Source organism: Kiloniella litopenaei (assembly GCF_000982415.1).
Classification (GTDB): Bacteria; Pseudomonadota; Alphaproteobacteria; order Kiloniellales; family Kiloniellaceae; genus Kiloniella; species Kiloniella litopenaei.
In genome coordinates this window covers 14,254-30,932 of record NZ_LANI01000036.1, presented here as the reverse complement: position 1 = coordinate 30,932, position 16,679 = coordinate 14,254, and the positions used below count along the sequence as shown (strand labels likewise).

Below are 16,679 nucleotides of genomic sequence, written 5' to 3'. Positions count from 1 at the left end.
GCAATTTGCGAGGACTTTGTCAGCAGTCTGAGGCGGCCAGAGAGGCCGCCTTTATTATGTACTGTGTCCTGTCCAGAAATCAGTTTAGCTGAGTTTTCCGTGGCAATGTTTGTATTTTTTGCCTGATCCACAAGGGCATGGTGCATTACGGCTGATTTTACCCCAGGTAGATGGATCGTTTTGATCAAATTCTTTTGCTTGTACGGTCGTCGTACCACCTTCTTGTGCCGGGTCCTGTCTTGACTCGTGCATTTCCTGTTGCTGACGTGGAACCGTTGCGTTTTCAGGTGTCTGTAGCTCGAAACGATGCATGAGCATTGTAAGCTCGTCACGAACGGAATCGAGCATGGATTCAAACATCTCAAAAGCTTCGCGTTTATATTCATCCAGCGGATTTTTTTGCCCGTATGCGCGTAAACCAACAGCTTGCTTCAGGTGGTCAAGGGACAGCAAGTGTTCTTTCCACTGTTTGTCCAGAACCATGAGAAGTAGCTGTTTTTCCAAAGAGCGCATCACTTCGGGGCCATAGTTGGCTGTCTTAGCTGCCATTTTCTCGTTACTGGCTTGTAGAATTCGATCCAGAATTTCCTGATCGGCAATGCCTTCTTCTTCGGCCCAGTCTTTAACCGGAAGATCCATGGCAATAAGACGCAAGCATTCTTCGTGCAGGCTGTCCAGCTCCCACTGTTCCGCATAGGCATTGGCCGGAATAGTGCGTGTTACAAGATCTTCGAGAACCTCATGGCGCATGGAAGCGACAGTGTCTTTAACTTCCTCTGCTGACATGACCTCTTTGCGCTGTTCGTAAATAACCTTACGCTGGTCATTCATCACATCATCAAATTTGAGGATGTTCTTACGAATTTCAAAGTTTCTGGCTTCGACTTTTTTCTGTGCTTTTTCCAAAGCCTTGTTCACCCACGGGTGAATAATGGCTTCACCGTCTTCAAGGCCGAGTTTCTGGAGCATTGAATCCATGCGCTCGGACCCGAAGATACGCATCAGATCATCTTCGAGGCTGAGGAAGAATTTGGAAGCACCGGGGTCTGACTGACGACCGGAACGTCCGCGAAGCTGATTGTCGATACGACGGCTTTCATGGCGTTCGCTACCGATCATAAACAGGCCACCAGCCTTGTTTACGATTTCTTTGTTCGCGGCAACTTCAGCAGATATTTCCGCAGCTTTTGCCTGTTTCTGGGCTTCGTCAGTTATGCCGAGCGTTTCTTGCTCGATCCGCATTTCTTCGTTACCACCCAGTTTAATATCTGTTCCTCGACCAGCCATATTCGTTGCGATGGTGACCGCGCCGGGTGAACCCGCTTGTGCAACAATCATGGCTTCCTGTTCGTGGTATCTCGCATTGAGAACCTTGTGCTCAATCTTTTCTTTCTTGAGCAAGGCAGAAAGGTATTCTGATTTCTCAATCGTTACGGTACCAACCAACACAGGTTGCTGACGCTCGTGGCATTCTTTGATCTGTTTAACAATTGCGGCGTCACGTTCCTGACCTGTGCGATAAACTTCATCATCGTGGTCAATACGGATACAGGGCAGGTTGGTCGTCATGGAAATAACGTCCAGCGCATAAATTGCCGAGAATTCTTCGGCCTCTGTCATCGCTGTACCTGTCATCCCGGCCAATTTCGGATAAAGTCGGAAATAGTTCTGGAATGTAATTGATGCCAGAGTCTGATTTTCCTGCTGAATATCCGCACCTTCTTTCGCCTCTAGGGCCTGGTGGAGACCTTCTGAGAAGCGACGGCCTTCCATCATACGGCCCGTGAATTCATCAATAATAACAACTTTGTTATCTTTGACGATGTAATCTTTATCGCGCTGGAATAGTTTGTGCGCTTTCAGGGCCTGATTGATATGGTGCAGTGTGCTGACATTCTCAATCTCGTAGAGAGATCCCTGCATGACGCCGTCGTTTATGAGTTTTTGTTCAATAAAATCGACACCTTCGTCTGTCAGGGTTACAGACCGGGTCTTTTCATCAAGCTCATAATGTTCCTCGCTTAGGGAGGGAACGTACTTGTTAATCGTGATATAGCTTTCTGATGAATCCTCTGCCGGGCCAGAAATAATAAGCGGGGTTCTGGCTTCATCGATGAGGATCGAATCTACCTCATCCACAATTGCATAGTTGAATTCTCTTTGAACCATCTGGTCGATTTCAAACTTCATATTGTCACGAAGGTAATCGAAGCCGAGTTCATTGTTGGTGGCATAGGTGATGTCACAATTGTAAGCAAAGGCGCGTTCTTCTTCGCCCTGACCCGGGAAGACACAGCCAACGGTCATGCCCAGGAAGCGATAGATCTGTCCCATCCATTCCGCGTCACGCTTGGCTAGATAATCGTTGACGGTAACGACGTGAACACCCTTGCCTTCGATTGCGTTCAGATAAACAGGCAAAGTTGCAACAAGTGTTTTACCTTCACCAGTTGCCATTTCACTGATCATGCCACGATGCAGGACGATGCCACCCATCATCTGGACATCGAAGTGTCTTAAACCAAGTGTTCTGCGCGATGCTTCACGAACCGTGGCAAATGCTTCGGGAAGAATATCGTCGAGAGTTTCCCCTTGCTGCAGGCGATTACGAAATTTCTCTGTCTGTTCCTTGAGATCATCATCAGATAGCTTTTCAAGCTCTGATTCAAAGCTATTGATCGACAGGACAATAGAGTTAAGGCCTTTTAGGTAACGGTCATTGGCAGAGCCAAACATCCGCTTCACAAGCGCGCCGAGCATAGATTACCCCTTGCGTGAAAACGCAGTTCAAAATTTGGTTATAAAAAGTCAATGTGAGACATAGGGCGCAGGCTACCGGATGTCAATGTGAAGCTGGAGTCAATGGGAGGAAAATCACCAACAGAGCTTGTTTTTGATTCTGGCGGTTATTGAATGTGTTTATTTCCACGATACTTGCTTTAGGTTGTAGTGACTTTGTTGTAAGTAAGGATAAACTTTTAATTTCTTCTGAGCGGGAGCCAGAACTTAAATGAATTTTTGCAAAGTCATTATCCTGTCCACTCTATTGGTAGCAGTTGGTTTTCCATCGAATGGCAAAGCACAGCAAAGCTATGAAGATGAATGGAAAAAAGAACAACGAGAAAGTGGTGGCAAACTTCTAAAGTTTCTTTTTGGGGATAGTGACGAAGAGGACGAAGATCCAGAGAATAACTCTGATCCTGCGAATAATCCGGGGATAGAGGAAGAGGTGACGCCTGTAAAACAGACGGATAATCCTTCAGATCCTTCTGAGGATGAAAATATAAACAGCGTTGATGACACTGTAATCGAGACTGAAAAGGTCGAGTCATCACCTGTACCATCACCCGTGATAGTCGAATCTGTGCCTGAAACTCCCGAGGTTCAAGTTGTCCCCGGGCAGGAAAGGGACGGTTTGGCTCCACCACCTGGGTTTACCGAAGAAGTCGAGAAAAAAATAGAAAATAGTCCTAAGAAAGAACCTGAAAACACTACTCCCGAGGACAGTATTGTTGTTGAAGGGTTATCAACGGCGCCAATTTCTGAGAAGGCAAATCCAGAAAATGTCGGTAATCAGGAAGATACTCAGACTGCACCAAAAGAAACACCCAATATAACCCTGACAAAAACGGAAAGTGAATTAGAACGATTGGATCGAGAAAATCCCGTCGTTGCTGTTGTTGAAGGGGACGAGATCTATTGGCAGGACATAACGCAAGCAGCAAAAAAGTTGCCAGAGCAATATCAGGGACAGTTGGAAACAATGTTTCCTATTCTACTGGATCGCGCCATTGATCTGAAGTTGTTGGCTCATGCTGGCGCAGATGCCGATATGGATGAAAAAGAAGATGTAAAAAGAAAGCTGGCCATTGCAGAGGAAAAAATTATCCGCGATGCCTATCTGGAGCAACAGTTGAATGAAATGATTACAGAGGCCATGCTTCGGGATAGATATTTCGCTTTGTTAAGAGAGAACATTGTCAACGCAGAGATTAGGGCGCGACATATTCTTGTCGAGACACGTAACGAAGCTTTGGCTTTGATCATTGCTTTGGATAATGGCGCAGAATTTCATTTGCTGGCTAAAAAATTCTCCAAAGGTCCATCGGCTGAAAAGGGCGGTGATCTGGGGTGGTTCAAACAAAAAGACATGGACCCCGAGTTTGCATCCGCTGCATTTTCTTTGGTTCCGGGTTCTTACACAAAAGCACCCGTGGCCACGGACTTTGGTTGGCATGTTATCAAGCTGGAAGACAGGCGAGACGTTAAGCAACCAACGTTTGAATCTATGAGATCTGAAATTAAAGAACAGGTTAGCCGTGAATTAGTGGCCCATATGGTCCGGGATCTTCGAAAAGACGCGGATATATCTGTTTTTCCGGCTAATTGATTAAGCTCTTAGCCTGTCGAATTAATTAAAAATGTACATATCGCCTTTCTCTTGACACAGTCATGAGATTTGGTGCTGATCGATAAATGGGAATGACAGTAAAAAGCTGTCCCCAGAATGTAATAAATAAGGAGTTATCTTTATATGTCTGCGAAACAGATTATTTTTCCTCTTGTCGGTATCGTTGCCCTCGCTGGTGCTGCGTATGCTGGTTATTCCTATGGAGTAAAAGGGGGAACACTACCTTTCCTGGGTGGTGATCAGGCTGCTGAGGTAGCATCAGATGCTCCTGTTGGGGATGACCCGGTTATGGCCAAGGTCGGTGACATTGAAATTCGCCGCTCAGAAGTTGTTAAGTTTGCGGAAAGCATTCCAAACATTCCCCAGGAACAGATCGAGCTTATTTTGCCAGAGCTAGTCGGTCAGGTTGTTGACTTGAAGCTGATTACAAAAGAAGCAACATCAAGTGGCTTGGGGAATGACCCGGAAGTTCAAAAACGTGTTCGTGATGTAAAAGAGAGAATTCTGGTAGAGGTTTTCTTGAACAGAGCGCTGGAAAAAGAAGTTACCGACGCCGCTGTTGAAAAAGCCTATCAAGATTATTTGACTGAAAATCCACCGGTACGCGAAGTTTCTGCCCGCCATATTCTTGTGGAAGAAGAAGAAACGGGTAAAGACTTGATCAAACAATTGGATGAAGGTGCTGATTTTGCCACTTTGGCCAAAGAACATTCAACTGGCCCAAGTGGCCCTGGTGGAGGGGATTTAGGTTTTTTCCAGGCTGAACAGATGGTCAAACCTTTTTCTGATGCTGCCTTTGGTATGAAGGTAGGGGAACATTCTACTGCGCCTGTACAAACCAGATTTGGTTGGCACGTTATTAAAGTTGATGCAGAACGTGATTCTGAGCAACCAACAAAAGAACAGTTAGATGGCCAGCTGCGTTCTGAACTTTCAAGAAGTGCATATGAGGGTATTGTCGAGAACCTCAAAAATGGGGTAGAGATTGAAATAATTGGTGCTGAGGCTGAAGAGGTCGCGCCGGCAGAAGGTGAAGATAAGCCAGAAGGTGAAGAAAAACCTGCCAGCGAATAATAATAAAGAGCCCGGTTTTACCGGGCTTTTTTATTGCTGCTGAAATCTGGTTGTACATAGGTAGGATTAGTTTTTATGGAACTGCAAAAATCTCCGCTCGCGCCTGCGAGTTTTCCGGAAATGCCCGAAATTAATGGTGTATCGCTTTCAACAAAAGCTTGCGGTGTTAAGTACAAGGGGCGTGCAGATGTTCTTTTGATGAGCTTTGACGAAGGAACAACCATCGGCGGCGTGTTAACACGTTCCCTTACCTGTTCTGCACCAGTTGAATGTTGTCGTGACCATTTGAAGTTTGGTGAAGCCAGAGCAATTGTTGTTAATTCTGGTAACGCAAATGCTTTTACAGGGCGATTGGGCGAGGAGTCTGTTTCCCGGACGGTGTCAGCAACGGCAAAAGAACTGAATTGTTCTGAGAATGCCGTTTTTATTGCCTCTACTGGGGTTATTGGTGAACCCTTGCCTGATGAGAAAATAACATCTGCCTTGGGTGATCTGAAAGCAAATCTAGGCCCGAATAGTTGGCGCGATGCAGCCGAAGCTATTATGACAACTGATACCTTTGCCAAAGGGGCAACTATCAAAACCCAGATTGATGGCAAGGTTGTAACAATAAATGGTATCGCCAAAGGCTCAGGAATGATTGCCCCTGATATGGCAACAATGCTGAGTTTTATTGCAACTGATGCAGCCTTATCCCCGGCAATGGTACAAAATCTGATCTCAAGCGGCGCAGATCTCTCTTTTAACGCGATCACGGTTGATAGTGATACTTCGACAAGCGATACGGTTCTGTTATGTGCAACAGGAAAAGCCGGAAATACAATTTATAATGACATCAACGCGCCTGAGCTTGCAGATTTTATTCAGGCACTGAATTCAGTTCTAAAGGATTTGGCCCACCAAGTCGTTCGTGATGGTGAAGGTGCAAGTAAATTCATTTCTATTGCAGTGACCGGAGCCGAAACAGACCAGGCCGCCCGACGTGTCGGGTTGGCAATTGCCAATTCTCCCTTGGTGAAAACCGCCGTTGCTGGTGAAGATGCCAATTGGGGACGTGTTGTCATGGCTGTTGGCAAGTCAGGCGAACGGGCCGATCGCGACAAGCTTTCCATTGCCATGGGGGGCGTCACGATTGCAAAAGATGGCCAACGGGTTGATGGCTTTGACGAAGCTCCTGTTGCAAAGCATATGCAAGGGCAAGAGATTTCTATTGCGGTTGATATTGGCATTGCTGATGGACAGGCAACAGTTTGGACCTGTGATTTGACGCATGGCTATATTGAAATCAATGCGGATTATCGTAGTTAAAGTTTCTATGACGCTGATCAGATGAAATTCTGGGATCAGATAAGATTCTGGGATCAGATAAGATTCTGGGGTCAGATAAAATTCAGGATATATTTATGAGCTCTTCTGAAGAAGAACAGGGATGTTGGGCCGCTGAAAAGAGGTCTGAAACTGACAAGCCCATCGTGCTTGTGGCTGCGGCAGCTTTGGTTGACAGTGACGGGCGGGTTTTGTTGGCGCAGCGTCCAGAGGGCAAATCTATGGCTGGTCTATGGGAATTTCCAGGGGGCAAAGTCGATCCGGGTGAAACCCCGGAACAGGCTTTGGTGCGTGAATTGAAGGAAGAGCTGGACATAGATACCCGTTCATCCTGTCTTGCGCCGATTGCCTTTGCTTCCCATAGCTACGATGATTTTCACCTGTTGATGCCGTTGTTTGTGTGCCGGATCTGGGAAGGAAACGTTACGGCCCTTGAAGGGCAAGAATTTGCATGGGTCCGCCCTGTACGGCTACGGGATTACCCGATGCCGCCAGCTGATGAGCCTTTGGTGGCATTGTTACGAGATTTACTATAAACTTTATTGCAGTAGTTACAGTGACCAGTCTTGCGCTTTAAATGATAAGTCTGATTTCTGAATTGCGTGGGGATTAACAGGCATCTTTTTAGGGGTGCGTCGGTGTCATGTACTGGCGCAATTGGGGTTAATGTCAACACTGGTCAACCGGAACATCACGCTTAAGGGGCGAAGAACCTCTCTGCGTCTGGAACCGGATATGTGGGAAGCACTTTTTGAAATTTGTGTACGTGAGAATTGCCCGATCGGTGAACTCTGTACTCAAATCGACGAAGCGAAAGAAGACTCTTCACTGACTGCGGCAATTCGTGTGTATATTTTGATATATTTTCGAAATGCGGCTGCGGCAGAGCAACCTTCGGAAACTCAAAGGGCTATGGGCGAAGCTAGCTAGCAACTGAGAATCAGTTTTTAATTAATTTTGGTTTCTTCTGTATCCAAAAAATCTGAAAGACGTTCTGTTGCGCTTCCTGGTCTTAACGGTTGTTGCTGGGATGCGTGTGGTGCCCAGCCCGCAAGATATACGATATCAAAGGTGACATTAATTCGTCCTTCGGAATCAGAGAACTTTTCCTGATAAAGTTGCGCTGCTTTTAAAAGTGTCTCTCTGCGGGTAAAAGTTTTTCGCCTGTTATGAATGGCATTGGTTTCACCCATACCCCTGAGCTCTTTCATTAAGTCAAAGGCGTTCGTATAGCTGACTTCGATACGGTCAAAATCCGAAACAGGTAAGGCAAATCCGGCTCTTTGGAGTAGGGCACCCGCATCTTTTACATCAATAAGCGGTGATACTCTGGGGCTTACACCTCCTTCGACATTCATTTCAGCTTCCATCAGACAGGCACGAAGTTCTTTCAGGCTTTCCCCGCCAATCATAGAGGCCAAAAATAACCCGTCGGCTTTGAGGTTTTGATGAGCTTGCAAAAGAATACCCGGTAGATCGTTAACCCAATGTAGGCACAGATTACTGATGACAAGGTCGTATTTCTGGGATGATTGCGGTAAGATTTCTTCGGTTATGCCGATTTCTTTTAAACGGCTAGAGGGCGATTCCATCGGCAGTGTTTGCGTTTCAGATAGGAACGTTGCAGATGTAAATTCTTGTATGCCACCTCGGGCCCCAAGAGTTTCCTTTAGAATTCTGTGATTCGATCCTAGGTCAAGTGCTTTGGGAAAATCACGGGCGATATCTATGAGCCGATCCCCCAATCGATCGGCGACCTCTCTGAAAAGAAAGTCATGATTTTCAATTTTGTCTTGGGCGCGTTGATGATGCTGATTTACAGATTGGCGGTCGAATATATAGATATCAGTCATGGCGGAACCCAGTAAGCCCATAGATCAAAGTACAGAAGAGATAATTTTCTGCTTATAGCAGATTGCCTCTTGATGACCAGATCAATTAACATGCCCCATGCATATCATCAGGGCATTGTTACCAGGTCTTTTTAACAAGGGCGTAAATTATCTGTTCCCACCTGTCTGTGGGAACTGTGATTGTGCAATATGGGACAACGCCGGGATCTGTCCCAACTGTTGGAAGGATCTTACTTTTATTTCCGGCGCGTGTTGCAAGTTGTGTGGCTACCCTTTTGAACTATCCCACGGGGATGATTTGGTTTGCGGCGAATGCCTTAAGTCGCCCAAAAAATTTGATCAGTGTCGGGCCGCACTGGTTTATGATGTATTTAGCAAAGATATGATCATTGGATTCAAGCATGCAGATAAAACCTATCTGAGGGCTCTTTTTACACAATGGCTGTCATTGTGTGGCCAAGACATTATTAATGAAGCTGACTTTATCATCCCTATACCGCTCCATCGAAGACGCTTGTTAAAACGTCGGTATAACCAGGCAGGGCTATTAGCCCAAGGTGTTGCGCGTCTTCATCATAAAAAATATACACCGGACTTACTCTTGAGAACTAAAAACACATCTTCTCAAGGACAGTTTTCCATGTCTGGCCGGTGGCGTAATGTGCGGAATGCATTTGTATTAAACAGTAAATTCAAAGATGAAATCTACGGCAAACATATTGTCTTGATTGATGATGTCTATACCACAGGGGCAACACTGGACAGTTGTGCCCGGACCCTCAAAAATGCTGGCGCCAGCACTGTTAGCGCGGTTGTTTTGGCTCGGGTAACAAAAGAGTGATGAAGTTTGGCAGACAAAATTTTATTGCCAGATACTGTAATTTATTAGTAAGTGCCTAAATAGAGTTACGCACGGGCTTTGATATCGCTGTCTGTGTATGTGACCACAGCTAGAATAGGATTATTTCTTTATGGCCGAAGTTGTTGTTTATTCCAGTATGCTTTGCCCCTATTGCATACGTGCAAAAAAGTTGCTGAAAAGCAAAGGTGTTGCATTTAACGAAATTGACGTAATGATGGAACCCCGCCGCAAACCCGAAATGGTTGAGAAGGCAGGTGGTCGTACCTCTGTGCCTCAAATTTTCATTGATGGTGAACATATCGGCGGCTGTGATGAACTCATGGCATTGGAAAGCGCTGGAAAACTAGACAGCAAACTTGAAAACAGGATTGCCTCTTGAATACTTTCAAAGCGGCTTGTGTGCAGCTAACAGCAGATCGTGATGATGACGTTACATTAGGGCCGGCTTGTGATCTGATTCGTCAGGCGCATGGCTTGGGCGCCGAGTATGTTCAGACACCTGAATGTACAACGATGATGGAGCCAAATAAAAAGCTTACGCTAGAAAAGGCTTTGCCAGAGAAAAATCATCCTTCGGTAAAAGCGTTTTCTGAGCTTGCCGCTGAGCTTGGGATCTGGCTGCACATTGGTTCTTTGATTGTTGGTACACAAGAGAAACGTGCGGCTAATCGGGCGTTTTTATTTTCCCCGCAAGGCGAGATTGCGGCCCGGTATGACAAAATTCATATGTTTGATGTGGTCATTCCCGATGGCCAGTCCTATCGTGAATCCGCGACTTTCAGGCCCGGTGAACAAGCCGTTGTTGCCAAGCTTCCTTGGGCTGAGTTGGGTATGGCGATCTGCTACGACGTTCGCTTCCCCTATCTGTTTCGGGCACAGGCTAAAAAAGGCGCTACGATCTTGACCGCCCCGGCTGCTTTTACGAAGTTTACGGGGGAAGCACATTGGCATACTCTTTTAAAAGCGCGTGCAATAGAAAATGGCTGTTTTGTTATAGCTGCCGGACAATGTGGCGTTCATGCGGAAGGACGTGAAACATACGGCCATTCCCTAGTTATTGCGCCTTGGGGGGAAATCCTCGCTGATGGAGGTGACCAACCGGGTGTAATTGTTGCCGATATTGATCTAGATCGCGTGAAGCAAGCGCGAGATATGGTCCCTTCCATAAATCATGACCGAGATTTTACGCTAAGTTGATCGCGTTCCCATTATAGTGAATTCACAGCGCATATGCGCTGAACAACAGCAGGGGTTGGCTCTGCTGTTGTTGTTTCTTCATAGCTCTGAACCTTGAGATGTGGAGAGTAATGTCTAAGAAGTTCTTGGGATTTTAAGAGAAAATCAGGGTTTTTGGGCCGCCCGAATTTTTCATTGCCGATCATAAATGTCTCATAGATCAAAGCGCCGCCGGGGATTAATAGCTCGGAAAGCAAAGGTAGGAGAGGGCGGTAGAGGTAGTTGGTCACAATAATGCCGCCAAACTTCCTTTCTGACAGAGGAAAAGAACTCCCATCTTCCAGATCGGTCTGGATAATCTCGGCGCCAGGGAAATCTTTTAAGTCTTCAAGGGCATCAATGTTTTTATCGACAGCGGTCACGTAGTGTCCTGACATTAAGAACAGACGTGCATGGCGTCCCGCACCACAGGCAAGATCCAGAACATCACTGCCTTCTGGGATGTATCCTGCGTGTTTCAGTACCCATGAAGATGGTTCGCTCATAACCTGTGCCCCTTGATGCCGTAAAGTGAAACAGTCTGTTAAAGAGTGTTGATGTATATTGACTACTGTCTGATGCTTTTATTGGCAATAACTTCTGGCAGCTTAGGCTTGACCATTGCAGATTTCATCGGCCATAACCATATCCCGTGCACGATGAACAGTAGGAATAAAGCAGGGTTAAAATGATTCTTTTCGATTTGAAATGCGAAAACGATCACGTTTTTGAAGCTTGGTTTAAAGATAATGCAGCTTTTAAGGATCAATCCGAAAAGGGGATTGTTCTGTGTCCCAACTGTTCTTCTAAAAAGGTTAAAAAGGCTTTGATGGCGCCAAACGTCAGCCTTGCCAACAGTGAGAAGAAGCAGGCTTCAACATCTGAGCTTGCCAAGGCGCAAAAATTTATCTCTGAAGCCCAAAAAGCCATCGAAAATAATTTTGATTATGTTGGTAAAGATTTTGCCTCGGAAGCCCGTAAGATTCATTACGGCGAATCAGATAAAAAGAATATTTATGGCGAAGCCAGCGAAACAGATGCAAAAAGTCTAAAGGAAGAAGGTGTTGCCTTTGCAACCATTCCTTGGAAAACAAAAGAGGACGCTTAAAAGCGTTCCACTGTAAGCATTGGTCTTTATAAACTTAATTCGGGGTTTCTTTGGCAGAAATGTTCTCTCGTGAAGCCTGATTGAGCTGTTATTGTGGCTTCTCGGCAATTAGCATGTAGTTCACATCCAGATCTTTGGCATCCTGATACCATTTGTCTTGCAGTGGGTTATAGACAATTCCCATCAGATCTTCGGCTTCAAGCCCATTGCGACGCAGAAGGTCCACGAATTCTGACGGGCGCAAAAACTTGTCCCACTCGTGGGTTCCGCGTGGTACCCATCGCAACAGGTATTCAGCACCGACAATGGCGAGAAGATAGGATTTTTTTGTCCGGTTCAGGGTCGATCCAAACATCGTGCCGCCGGGCTTCACTAGGGTTGCGCAATCCCGGGTATAGGCCTCGACATCTGCAACATGCTCAATAACTTCCATATTGATGACAGCATCGAATTGTGCGCCTTGTTCCACCAGTTCTTCAGCGGTCATATGCCGGTAATCCATTTCAAGGCCGCTTTCTTCGGCATGGATGCGGGCGATTTCTATGTTCCGATGAGAGGCGTCAATACTTGTGACTTTTGCGCCAAGCCGGGTCAATGGTTCTGACAGCAAGCCGCCGCCACATCCGATATCAAGAACTGTAAGGCCCTTGAGTGGCGTGAGGTCCGTAATATCGCGATTATGTTTTTTGGCAAGGTGATCGCGAATGTAGCTAATGCGGACAGGATTTAATTGATGAAGTGGTTTAAATTTACCCAAAGGGTCCCACCATTCATCTGCCATCGCCGCAAACTTTGATATTTCTTGCGGATCGACAGTAATGCCGGATGCTTCATCTTTTTCAGGAGCCTGAGCTGCATTCATCTTGTTTTCTTGCCACTTTCCTTGTCACCGTTCCTTTGGGTAAGGAGGTGAGAGAATTTTCATCACATTGACACTATTTCACAATTTACATGTGTGATTTCGTTCGTTTTTCACACGCATTTTCTTGCGTCGCTGTGCCGTGCAGAGTATGGATATGTCGAGCCTTGAGAGCAACCGTTTGAAAGTGGTTTTTTAACGGTAGTGTTCGGGGCAGTGATATTAAATATATATTTCCTCACAGGATGAGTTCCGATGGCCCGAGTCGTTATGAAATTCGGTGGCACCTCGGTTGCTGATCTTGACCGAATCCGCAACGCTGCAAAGCGCGTTAAGCGAGAGGTTGAGGCAGGAAACGAGGTTGCGGTAGTTGTCTCCGCAATGGCTGGTGTGACCAACCAGCTAGTCAATTATGTTCAAGATGCTGGTTCGCTCTATGATCTTCGCGAGTATGATACGGTTGTATCATCTGGTGAACAGGTGACGTCAGGTTTGCTTTCAATCGTGTTACAGGATATGGGCATCAATGCCCGGTCCTGGCTTGGTTGGCAAAGCCCTATTGTGACAAATGCAGCACATGGTAGCGCCCGGATTGAACGCATTGAGGTCGATGACATCATTCGCCGTTTCGGTGAAGGTCAGGTTGCTGTCTTTGCCGGTTTTCAGGGTGTTGGTCCTGATGGCCGCATTTCAACATTGGGCCGGGGCGGCTCTGATACCTCTGCTGTAGCGATTGCGGCGGCTCTTAAGGCGGATCGGTGTGACATCTATACGGACGTTGATGGTATCTATACGACTGATCCTCGTATCGTGACCAAAGCCCGCAAGATGGAAAAAATCACCTATGAAGAAATGTTAGAGCTTGCTTCCCAGGGGGCAAAGGTTTTGCAAACCCGCTCGGTCGAAATGGCTATGAAGCATGGGGTGCGCGTTCAAGTTCTTTCCAGCTTCGAAGACAAGCCCGGAACTTTAGTTGTAGACGAGGAAGAAATCGTGGAACAGGCAATTGTAAGTGGCATCGCCTATAATCGTGATGAAGCGAAAATCACACTCCGTAGCGTAAGAGATACACCGGGGGTTGCGGCAAGCATCTTTGGTCCTTTGACTGACAATGCAATCAATGTGGACATGATTGTTCAAAATATTTCAGCCGATAAAAAAACCACAGACATGACCTTTACTGTTGCCAAGGCTGATTTGGACAGAGCAATCAAAGTTCTAGAAGACAGCAGCAACGGACTGAAATATGACAGTCTGGATTCAGATCCTGCGGTTGCAAAGATCTCTGTGATCGGTGTTGGTATGCGTTCTCACGCGGGTGTTGCCCAAAAAATGTTCTCTGCCTTGGCCGAGAAGGGGATCAATATCGAAGTAATTTCGACATCTGAAATTAAAATTTCTGTTCTGGTTGCCGAAGAATACACCGAGCTGGCATTGCGTAGTTTGCACACTGCATACGGCCTTGATTCAGAAGATTAATATTATAGTATTAATTCTGTAATCGGTTTTCGTAGATAAGCAGTACTTTAAAACCGACATGGGATTATTGTGTTGGGTTATTGGCCCCGGGCTATTGGCTCTGGGCTAATAACCCAATATTTATAAGAACCTGAAATATTTCACTGGTTGCGAGGACGCTGAATCTGATGACAGGCAAGAATGACAAAACATCGGCTTGGGGTGGATCTCGTCGTTTGTTGAAGCTCTTGCGCGACCAGATGAAGGGCAAGTCCACCAATCAGGAACGCTTGGCGCAAACAGTTAACCTTATCGCGCGGGATATGAACGCAGAAGTTTGTTCTATCTATGTGATGCGCCGGGGAGAATATCTGGAACTTGCGGCGACTATGGGGCTGAAACCCGAAGCCGTATACCAAACACGTTTGCATAAAGGCGAAGGTATTGTTGGACAGTGCGCGGCACTGGCCCTGCCCATGGCGGTTTCTGATGCGCCACGTCACCCTAATTTTGCCTATCGTCCTGAAACAGGTGAAGAACCTTACCAGTCCATGTTAGGGGTTCCGATTTTGCGGAGCGGACGTGTTCTGGGGGTTATCGCCGTCCAGAATGTCACGCACCGTCACTATGATGAAGAAGAAGTCGAGGCCTTGGAAACCATTGCCATGGTTCTGGCCGAACTTATCGCAGGGGGGGCGCTTTCTGTTTCTGCACTGGAAGCAGAGAGCTCCAAAGAGGAGCTTGAGAAACCTGATCGGATAAAAGGCCTTTGCCTGAACGAAGGTATGGGGATTGGTGAGGCTGTTTTCCATAACCGGGGTATCGTCATTAACCGCATCATTGCGGATGATATAGACGAAGAAGTCGAGCGTCTGGAAAAAACCGTCAAGGAAATGCGCTCGTCCATAGACGAGATGCTGACCCGAACCGATATTGCCGCGATGGGCGAACAGCGCGAGGTCCTTGAAACTTACCGGATGTTTGCCGAAGATCGGGGATGGGTCGGCAAAATTACCGAGGCCATTCGCGTTGGGGGGATGACAGCAGAAGCGGCGGTTCAGAAAATTCAGAATGAAACCCGTTCCCGCATGAGCAAGATCAGTGATCCGTACCTGAGGGAACGTCTTGCGGATTTGGATGATCTCGCCAATCGGCTATTACATCATTTACTTGACCTGGATGAAGATAAGCCAGAGTTACCCGATGAATTCGTTCTTTTGGCGCGTACTCTTGGTCCGGCAGAACTACTTGATTATGACTGGGACCGTTTGAAAGGCGTTATCCTGGAAGAAGGATCTCCTACAGCTCATGTGGCCTTAGTGGCACAAGCCTTGGAACTTCCTATTATTGGGCGCTGCCGAGATGTTTTGACCCGTGTCCGCGAGGGGGACATGGTTGTTCTGGATGCCTCGCATGACCAAGTTTTTGTTCGCCCAAAAGATGATGTTCTTAGAACTTTACGGACCAGTGTCAAAGACAAGAAACTTCGTTGGGAAGAGGTGTCCGCGGCCAAAGAATTAGCCCCTGTCAGTCTGGATAATCAACGTATTTCACTCAACGTCAATGTCGGCTTGTTAATGGATTTACCCCATATGCATGCGGCAGGGGCCGATGGTGTGGGGCTGTATCGGACCGAAGTTCCTTTTATGGTTCGCAAGTCCTTGCCCGATGTTTCCGAGCAAACTGAACTATATCGCAAAGCTATGGATCGGGCCGAAGGGAAGCCTGTTGTGTTCCGAACACTGGATGTTGGCGGTGACAAGGTCTTGCCCTATTGGTCAAGTATCGCCGAAGAAAATCCGGCCATGGGATGGCGTGCTATTCGTATTGGGCTGGATCGTCCTGCCTTATTACGTCAGCAGTTGCGTGCTCTTATTCGGGCCTGTGCGGGGCGTCAGCTTGATGTGATGTTCCCGATGATATCGGAAACCGCAGAGTTTAAGGCTGCACGGGCTTTACTTGATCGTGAATTGGAGCGAGAAAAAACTATTGGTGGTACGCTGCCCGAAAAGATAAGAGTCGGCGCAATGTTAGAGGTTCCGGCACTGATCTGGCAGCTGATCCCGCTATGCAAAGAAGTGGATTTTCTGTCTGTTGGCAGTAATGATTTGTTGCAGTTCGTTTTTGCAACGGATCGAGGGAACACAAGGTTGGCACGACGGTATGATGCTTTAAGTCCTGGTGTTTTGAAAATGATGCGGAATATTGCGGAAACAACACATAAGGCCGGGGTCGATCTTTCTTTGTGTGGTGATATGGCGGGCCAGCCAATCGAAGCCATGGCACTTATTGGGTGCGGTTTTAAATCGTTGTCGATGCCTGCCCAACAAGTTCCAGATGCAAAAAAAATGGTGCGTTCGTTGAATGTGGATAGCATCAAGGAATTTATAACTGGGTTGCTAGAGAAACCAGATCATAGTGTGCGAAGTGAATTAGAGAACTACGCCAAAACAGCAAACGTTGTGATTTAAAATAGATTTATTTGTTGTTTGTTACTGAATTTGTTACAACTT

The 16,679-nt window shown here is 46.6% G+C and carries 15 protein-coding genes; 11 read left to right on the top strand and 4 right to left on the bottom strand.

Features of this window, described 5'->3' with window-relative positions; translation table 11 throughout:
- Positions 1-84: 84 nt before the first annotated feature.
- Entirely contained in the window at positions 85-2,760 is a 2,676-nt protein-coding gene (gene secA / locus WH95_RS19475) for a preprotein translocase subunit SecA (protein WP_046510082.1), read from the bottom strand.
- A 250-nt stretch (positions 2,761-3,010) separates the two neighbouring features.
- On the opposite strand from secA, the gene WH95_RS20840 reads away from it, so the two are divergent.
- From WH95_RS20840 to WH95_RS19450, 5 genes are all read left to right on the top strand, one after another.
- The gene (locus WH95_RS20840) at positions 3,011-4,390 is read left to right on the top strand and encodes a peptidylprolyl isomerase (RefSeq protein WP_052742172.1); all 1,380 of its coding nucleotides are present in this window, start codon (positions 3,011-3,013) and stop codon (positions 4,388-4,390) included.
- Positions 4,391-4,534: 144 nt separating this feature from the next.
- Positions 4,535-5,485: a peptidylprolyl isomerase gene (locus WH95_RS19465; protein WP_052742171.1), complete on the top strand. Its 951-nt coding sequence runs from the start codon at positions 4,535-4,537 to the stop codon at positions 5,483-5,485.
- A 75-nt stretch (positions 5,486-5,560) separates the two neighbouring features.
- The gene (gene argJ, locus WH95_RS19460; RefSeq protein ID WP_046510081.1) at positions 5,561-6,793 is read left to right on the top strand and encodes a bifunctional glutamate N-acetyltransferase/amino-acid acetyltransferase ArgJ; all 1,233 of its coding nucleotides are present in this window, start codon (positions 5,561-5,563) and stop codon (positions 6,791-6,793) included.
- A gap of 95 nt (positions 6,794-6,888) precedes the next feature.
- Positions 6,889-7,347, top strand: a complete 459-nt coding sequence (gene mutT, locus WH95_RS19455) for an 8-oxo-dGTP diphosphatase MutT (RefSeq protein ID WP_046510080.1) — start codon at positions 6,889-6,891, stop codon at positions 7,345-7,347.
- Between the two features lie 130 nt (positions 7,348-7,477).
- Complete coding sequence (locus tag WH95_RS19450; RefSeq protein ID WP_046510079.1) at positions 7,478-7,741, top strand: ribbon-helix-helix domain-containing protein; 264 nt, start codon at positions 7,478-7,480, stop codon at positions 7,739-7,741.
- Positions 7,742-7,758: 17 nt separating this feature from the next.
- Here the strand turns inward: WH95_RS19450 and WH95_RS19445 are convergent, their stop codons facing one another.
- Entirely contained in the window at positions 7,759-8,664 is a 906-nt protein-coding gene (locus WH95_RS19445) for a methyltransferase domain-containing protein (RefSeq protein ID WP_046510078.1), read from the bottom strand.
- A gap of 97 nt (positions 8,665-8,761) precedes the next feature.
- Between WH95_RS19445 and WH95_RS19440 the strand changes: the two genes are divergently transcribed.
- The 3 genes from WH95_RS19440 to WH95_RS19430 all read left to right on the top strand — a co-directional run bounded on the left by WH95_RS19440 (position 8,762) and on the right by WH95_RS19430 (position 10,723).
- The gene (locus tag WH95_RS19440; RefSeq protein WP_046510077.1) at positions 8,762-9,505 is read left to right on the top strand and encodes a ComF family protein; all 744 of its coding nucleotides are present in this window, start codon (positions 8,762-8,764) and stop codon (positions 9,503-9,505) included.
- A gap of 130 nt (positions 9,506-9,635) precedes the next feature.
- Positions 9,636-9,905: a glutaredoxin 3 gene (gene grxC / locus WH95_RS19435; protein ID WP_046510076.1), complete on the top strand. Its 270-nt coding sequence runs from the start codon at positions 9,636-9,638 to the stop codon at positions 9,903-9,905.
- A complete protein-coding gene (locus WH95_RS19430; RefSeq protein ID WP_046510075.1) occupies positions 9,902-10,723 on the top strand; it encodes a carbon-nitrogen hydrolase family protein in 822 nt (273 codons plus the stop codon). The genes grxC and WH95_RS19430 overlap by 4 nt, the downstream gene beginning before the upstream one ends.
- A gap of 11 nt (positions 10,724-10,734) precedes the next feature.
- On the opposite strand, the gene WH95_RS19425 is transcribed toward WH95_RS19430, so the two are convergent.
- Positions 10,735-11,247: a class I SAM-dependent methyltransferase gene (locus tag WH95_RS19425; RefSeq protein ID WP_046510074.1), complete on the bottom strand. Its 513-nt coding sequence runs from the start codon at positions 11,245-11,247 to the stop codon at positions 10,735-10,737.
- A 182-nt stretch (positions 11,248-11,429) separates the two neighbouring features.
- Between WH95_RS19425 and WH95_RS19420 the strand changes: the two genes are divergently transcribed.
- Positions 11,430-11,849, top strand: a complete 420-nt coding sequence (locus WH95_RS19420; RefSeq protein ID WP_046510073.1) for a DUF1178 family protein — start codon at positions 11,430-11,432, stop codon at positions 11,847-11,849.
- An 88-nt stretch (positions 11,850-11,937) separates the two neighbouring features.
- On the opposite strand, the gene ubiG is transcribed toward WH95_RS19420, so the two are convergent.
- Complete coding sequence (ubiG, locus tag WH95_RS19415) at positions 11,938-12,711, bottom strand: bifunctional 2-polyprenyl-6-hydroxyphenol methylase/3-demethylubiquinol 3-O-methyltransferase UbiG (RefSeq protein WP_046510072.1); 774 nt, start codon at positions 12,709-12,711, stop codon at positions 11,938-11,940.
- A gap of 252 nt (positions 12,712-12,963) precedes the next feature.
- Between ubiG and WH95_RS19410 the strand changes: the two genes are divergently transcribed.
- Positions 12,964-14,187: an aspartate kinase gene (locus WH95_RS19410; protein ID WP_046510071.1), complete on the top strand. Its 1,224-nt coding sequence runs from the start codon at positions 12,964-12,966 to the stop codon at positions 14,185-14,187.
- A gap of 167 nt (positions 14,188-14,354) precedes the next feature.
- Complete coding sequence (gene ptsP / locus WH95_RS19405) at positions 14,355-16,637, top strand: phosphoenolpyruvate--protein phosphotransferase (protein WP_046510070.1); 2,283 nt, start codon at positions 14,355-14,357, stop codon at positions 16,635-16,637.
- The last annotated feature ends 42 nt before the right edge of the window (positions 16,638-16,679 follow it).

Excerpts from the sequence above, each read along its gene's own strand:
- secA (WP_046510082.1), bottom strand. The coding sequence starts at position 2,760 with ATGCTCGGCGCGCTTGTGAAGCGGATGTTTGGCTCTGCCAATGACCGT.
- WH95_RS20840 (WP_052742172.1), top strand. The coding sequence starts at position 3,011 with ATGAATTTTTGCAAAGTCATTATCCTGTCCACTCTATTGGTAGCAGTT.
- WH95_RS19465 (WP_052742171.1), top strand. The coding sequence starts at position 4,535 with ATGTCTGCGAAACAGATTATTTTTCCTCTTGTCGGTATCGTTGCCCTC.
- argJ (WP_046510081.1), top strand. The coding sequence starts at position 5,561 with ATGGAACTGCAAAAATCTCCGCTCGCGCCTGCGAGTTTTCCGGAAATG.
- mutT (WP_046510080.1), top strand. The coding sequence starts at position 6,889 with ATGAGCTCTTCTGAAGAAGAACAGGGATGTTGGGCCGCTGAAAAGAGG.
- WH95_RS19450 (WP_046510079.1), top strand. The coding sequence starts at position 7,478 with ATGTCAACACTGGTCAACCGGAACATCACGCTTAAGGGGCGAAGAACC.
- WH95_RS19445 (WP_046510078.1), bottom strand. The coding sequence starts at position 8,664 with ATGACTGATATCTATATATTCGACCGCCAATCTGTAAATCAGCATCAT.
- WH95_RS19440 (WP_046510077.1), top strand. The coding sequence starts at position 8,762 with ATGCATATCATCAGGGCATTGTTACCAGGTCTTTTTAACAAGGGCGTA.
- grxC (WP_046510076.1), top strand. The coding sequence starts at position 9,636 with ATGGCCGAAGTTGTTGTTTATTCCAGTATGCTTTGCCCCTATTGCATA.
- WH95_RS19425 (WP_046510074.1), bottom strand. The coding sequence starts at position 11,247 with ATGAGCGAACCATCTTCATGGGTACTGAAACACGCAGGATACATCCCA.
- WH95_RS19420 (WP_046510073.1), top strand. The coding sequence starts at position 11,430 with ATGATTCTTTTCGATTTGAAATGCGAAAACGATCACGTTTTTGAAGCT.
- ubiG (WP_046510072.1), bottom strand. The coding sequence starts at position 12,711 with ATGAATGCAGCTCAGGCTCCTGAAAAAGATGAAGCATCCGGCATTACT.
- WH95_RS19410 (WP_046510071.1), top strand. The coding sequence starts at position 12,964 with ATGGCCCGAGTCGTTATGAAATTCGGTGGCACCTCGGTTGCTGATCTT.
- ptsP (WP_046510070.1), top strand. The coding sequence starts at position 14,355 with ATGACAGGCAAGAATGACAAAACATCGGCTTGGGGTGGATCTCGTCGT.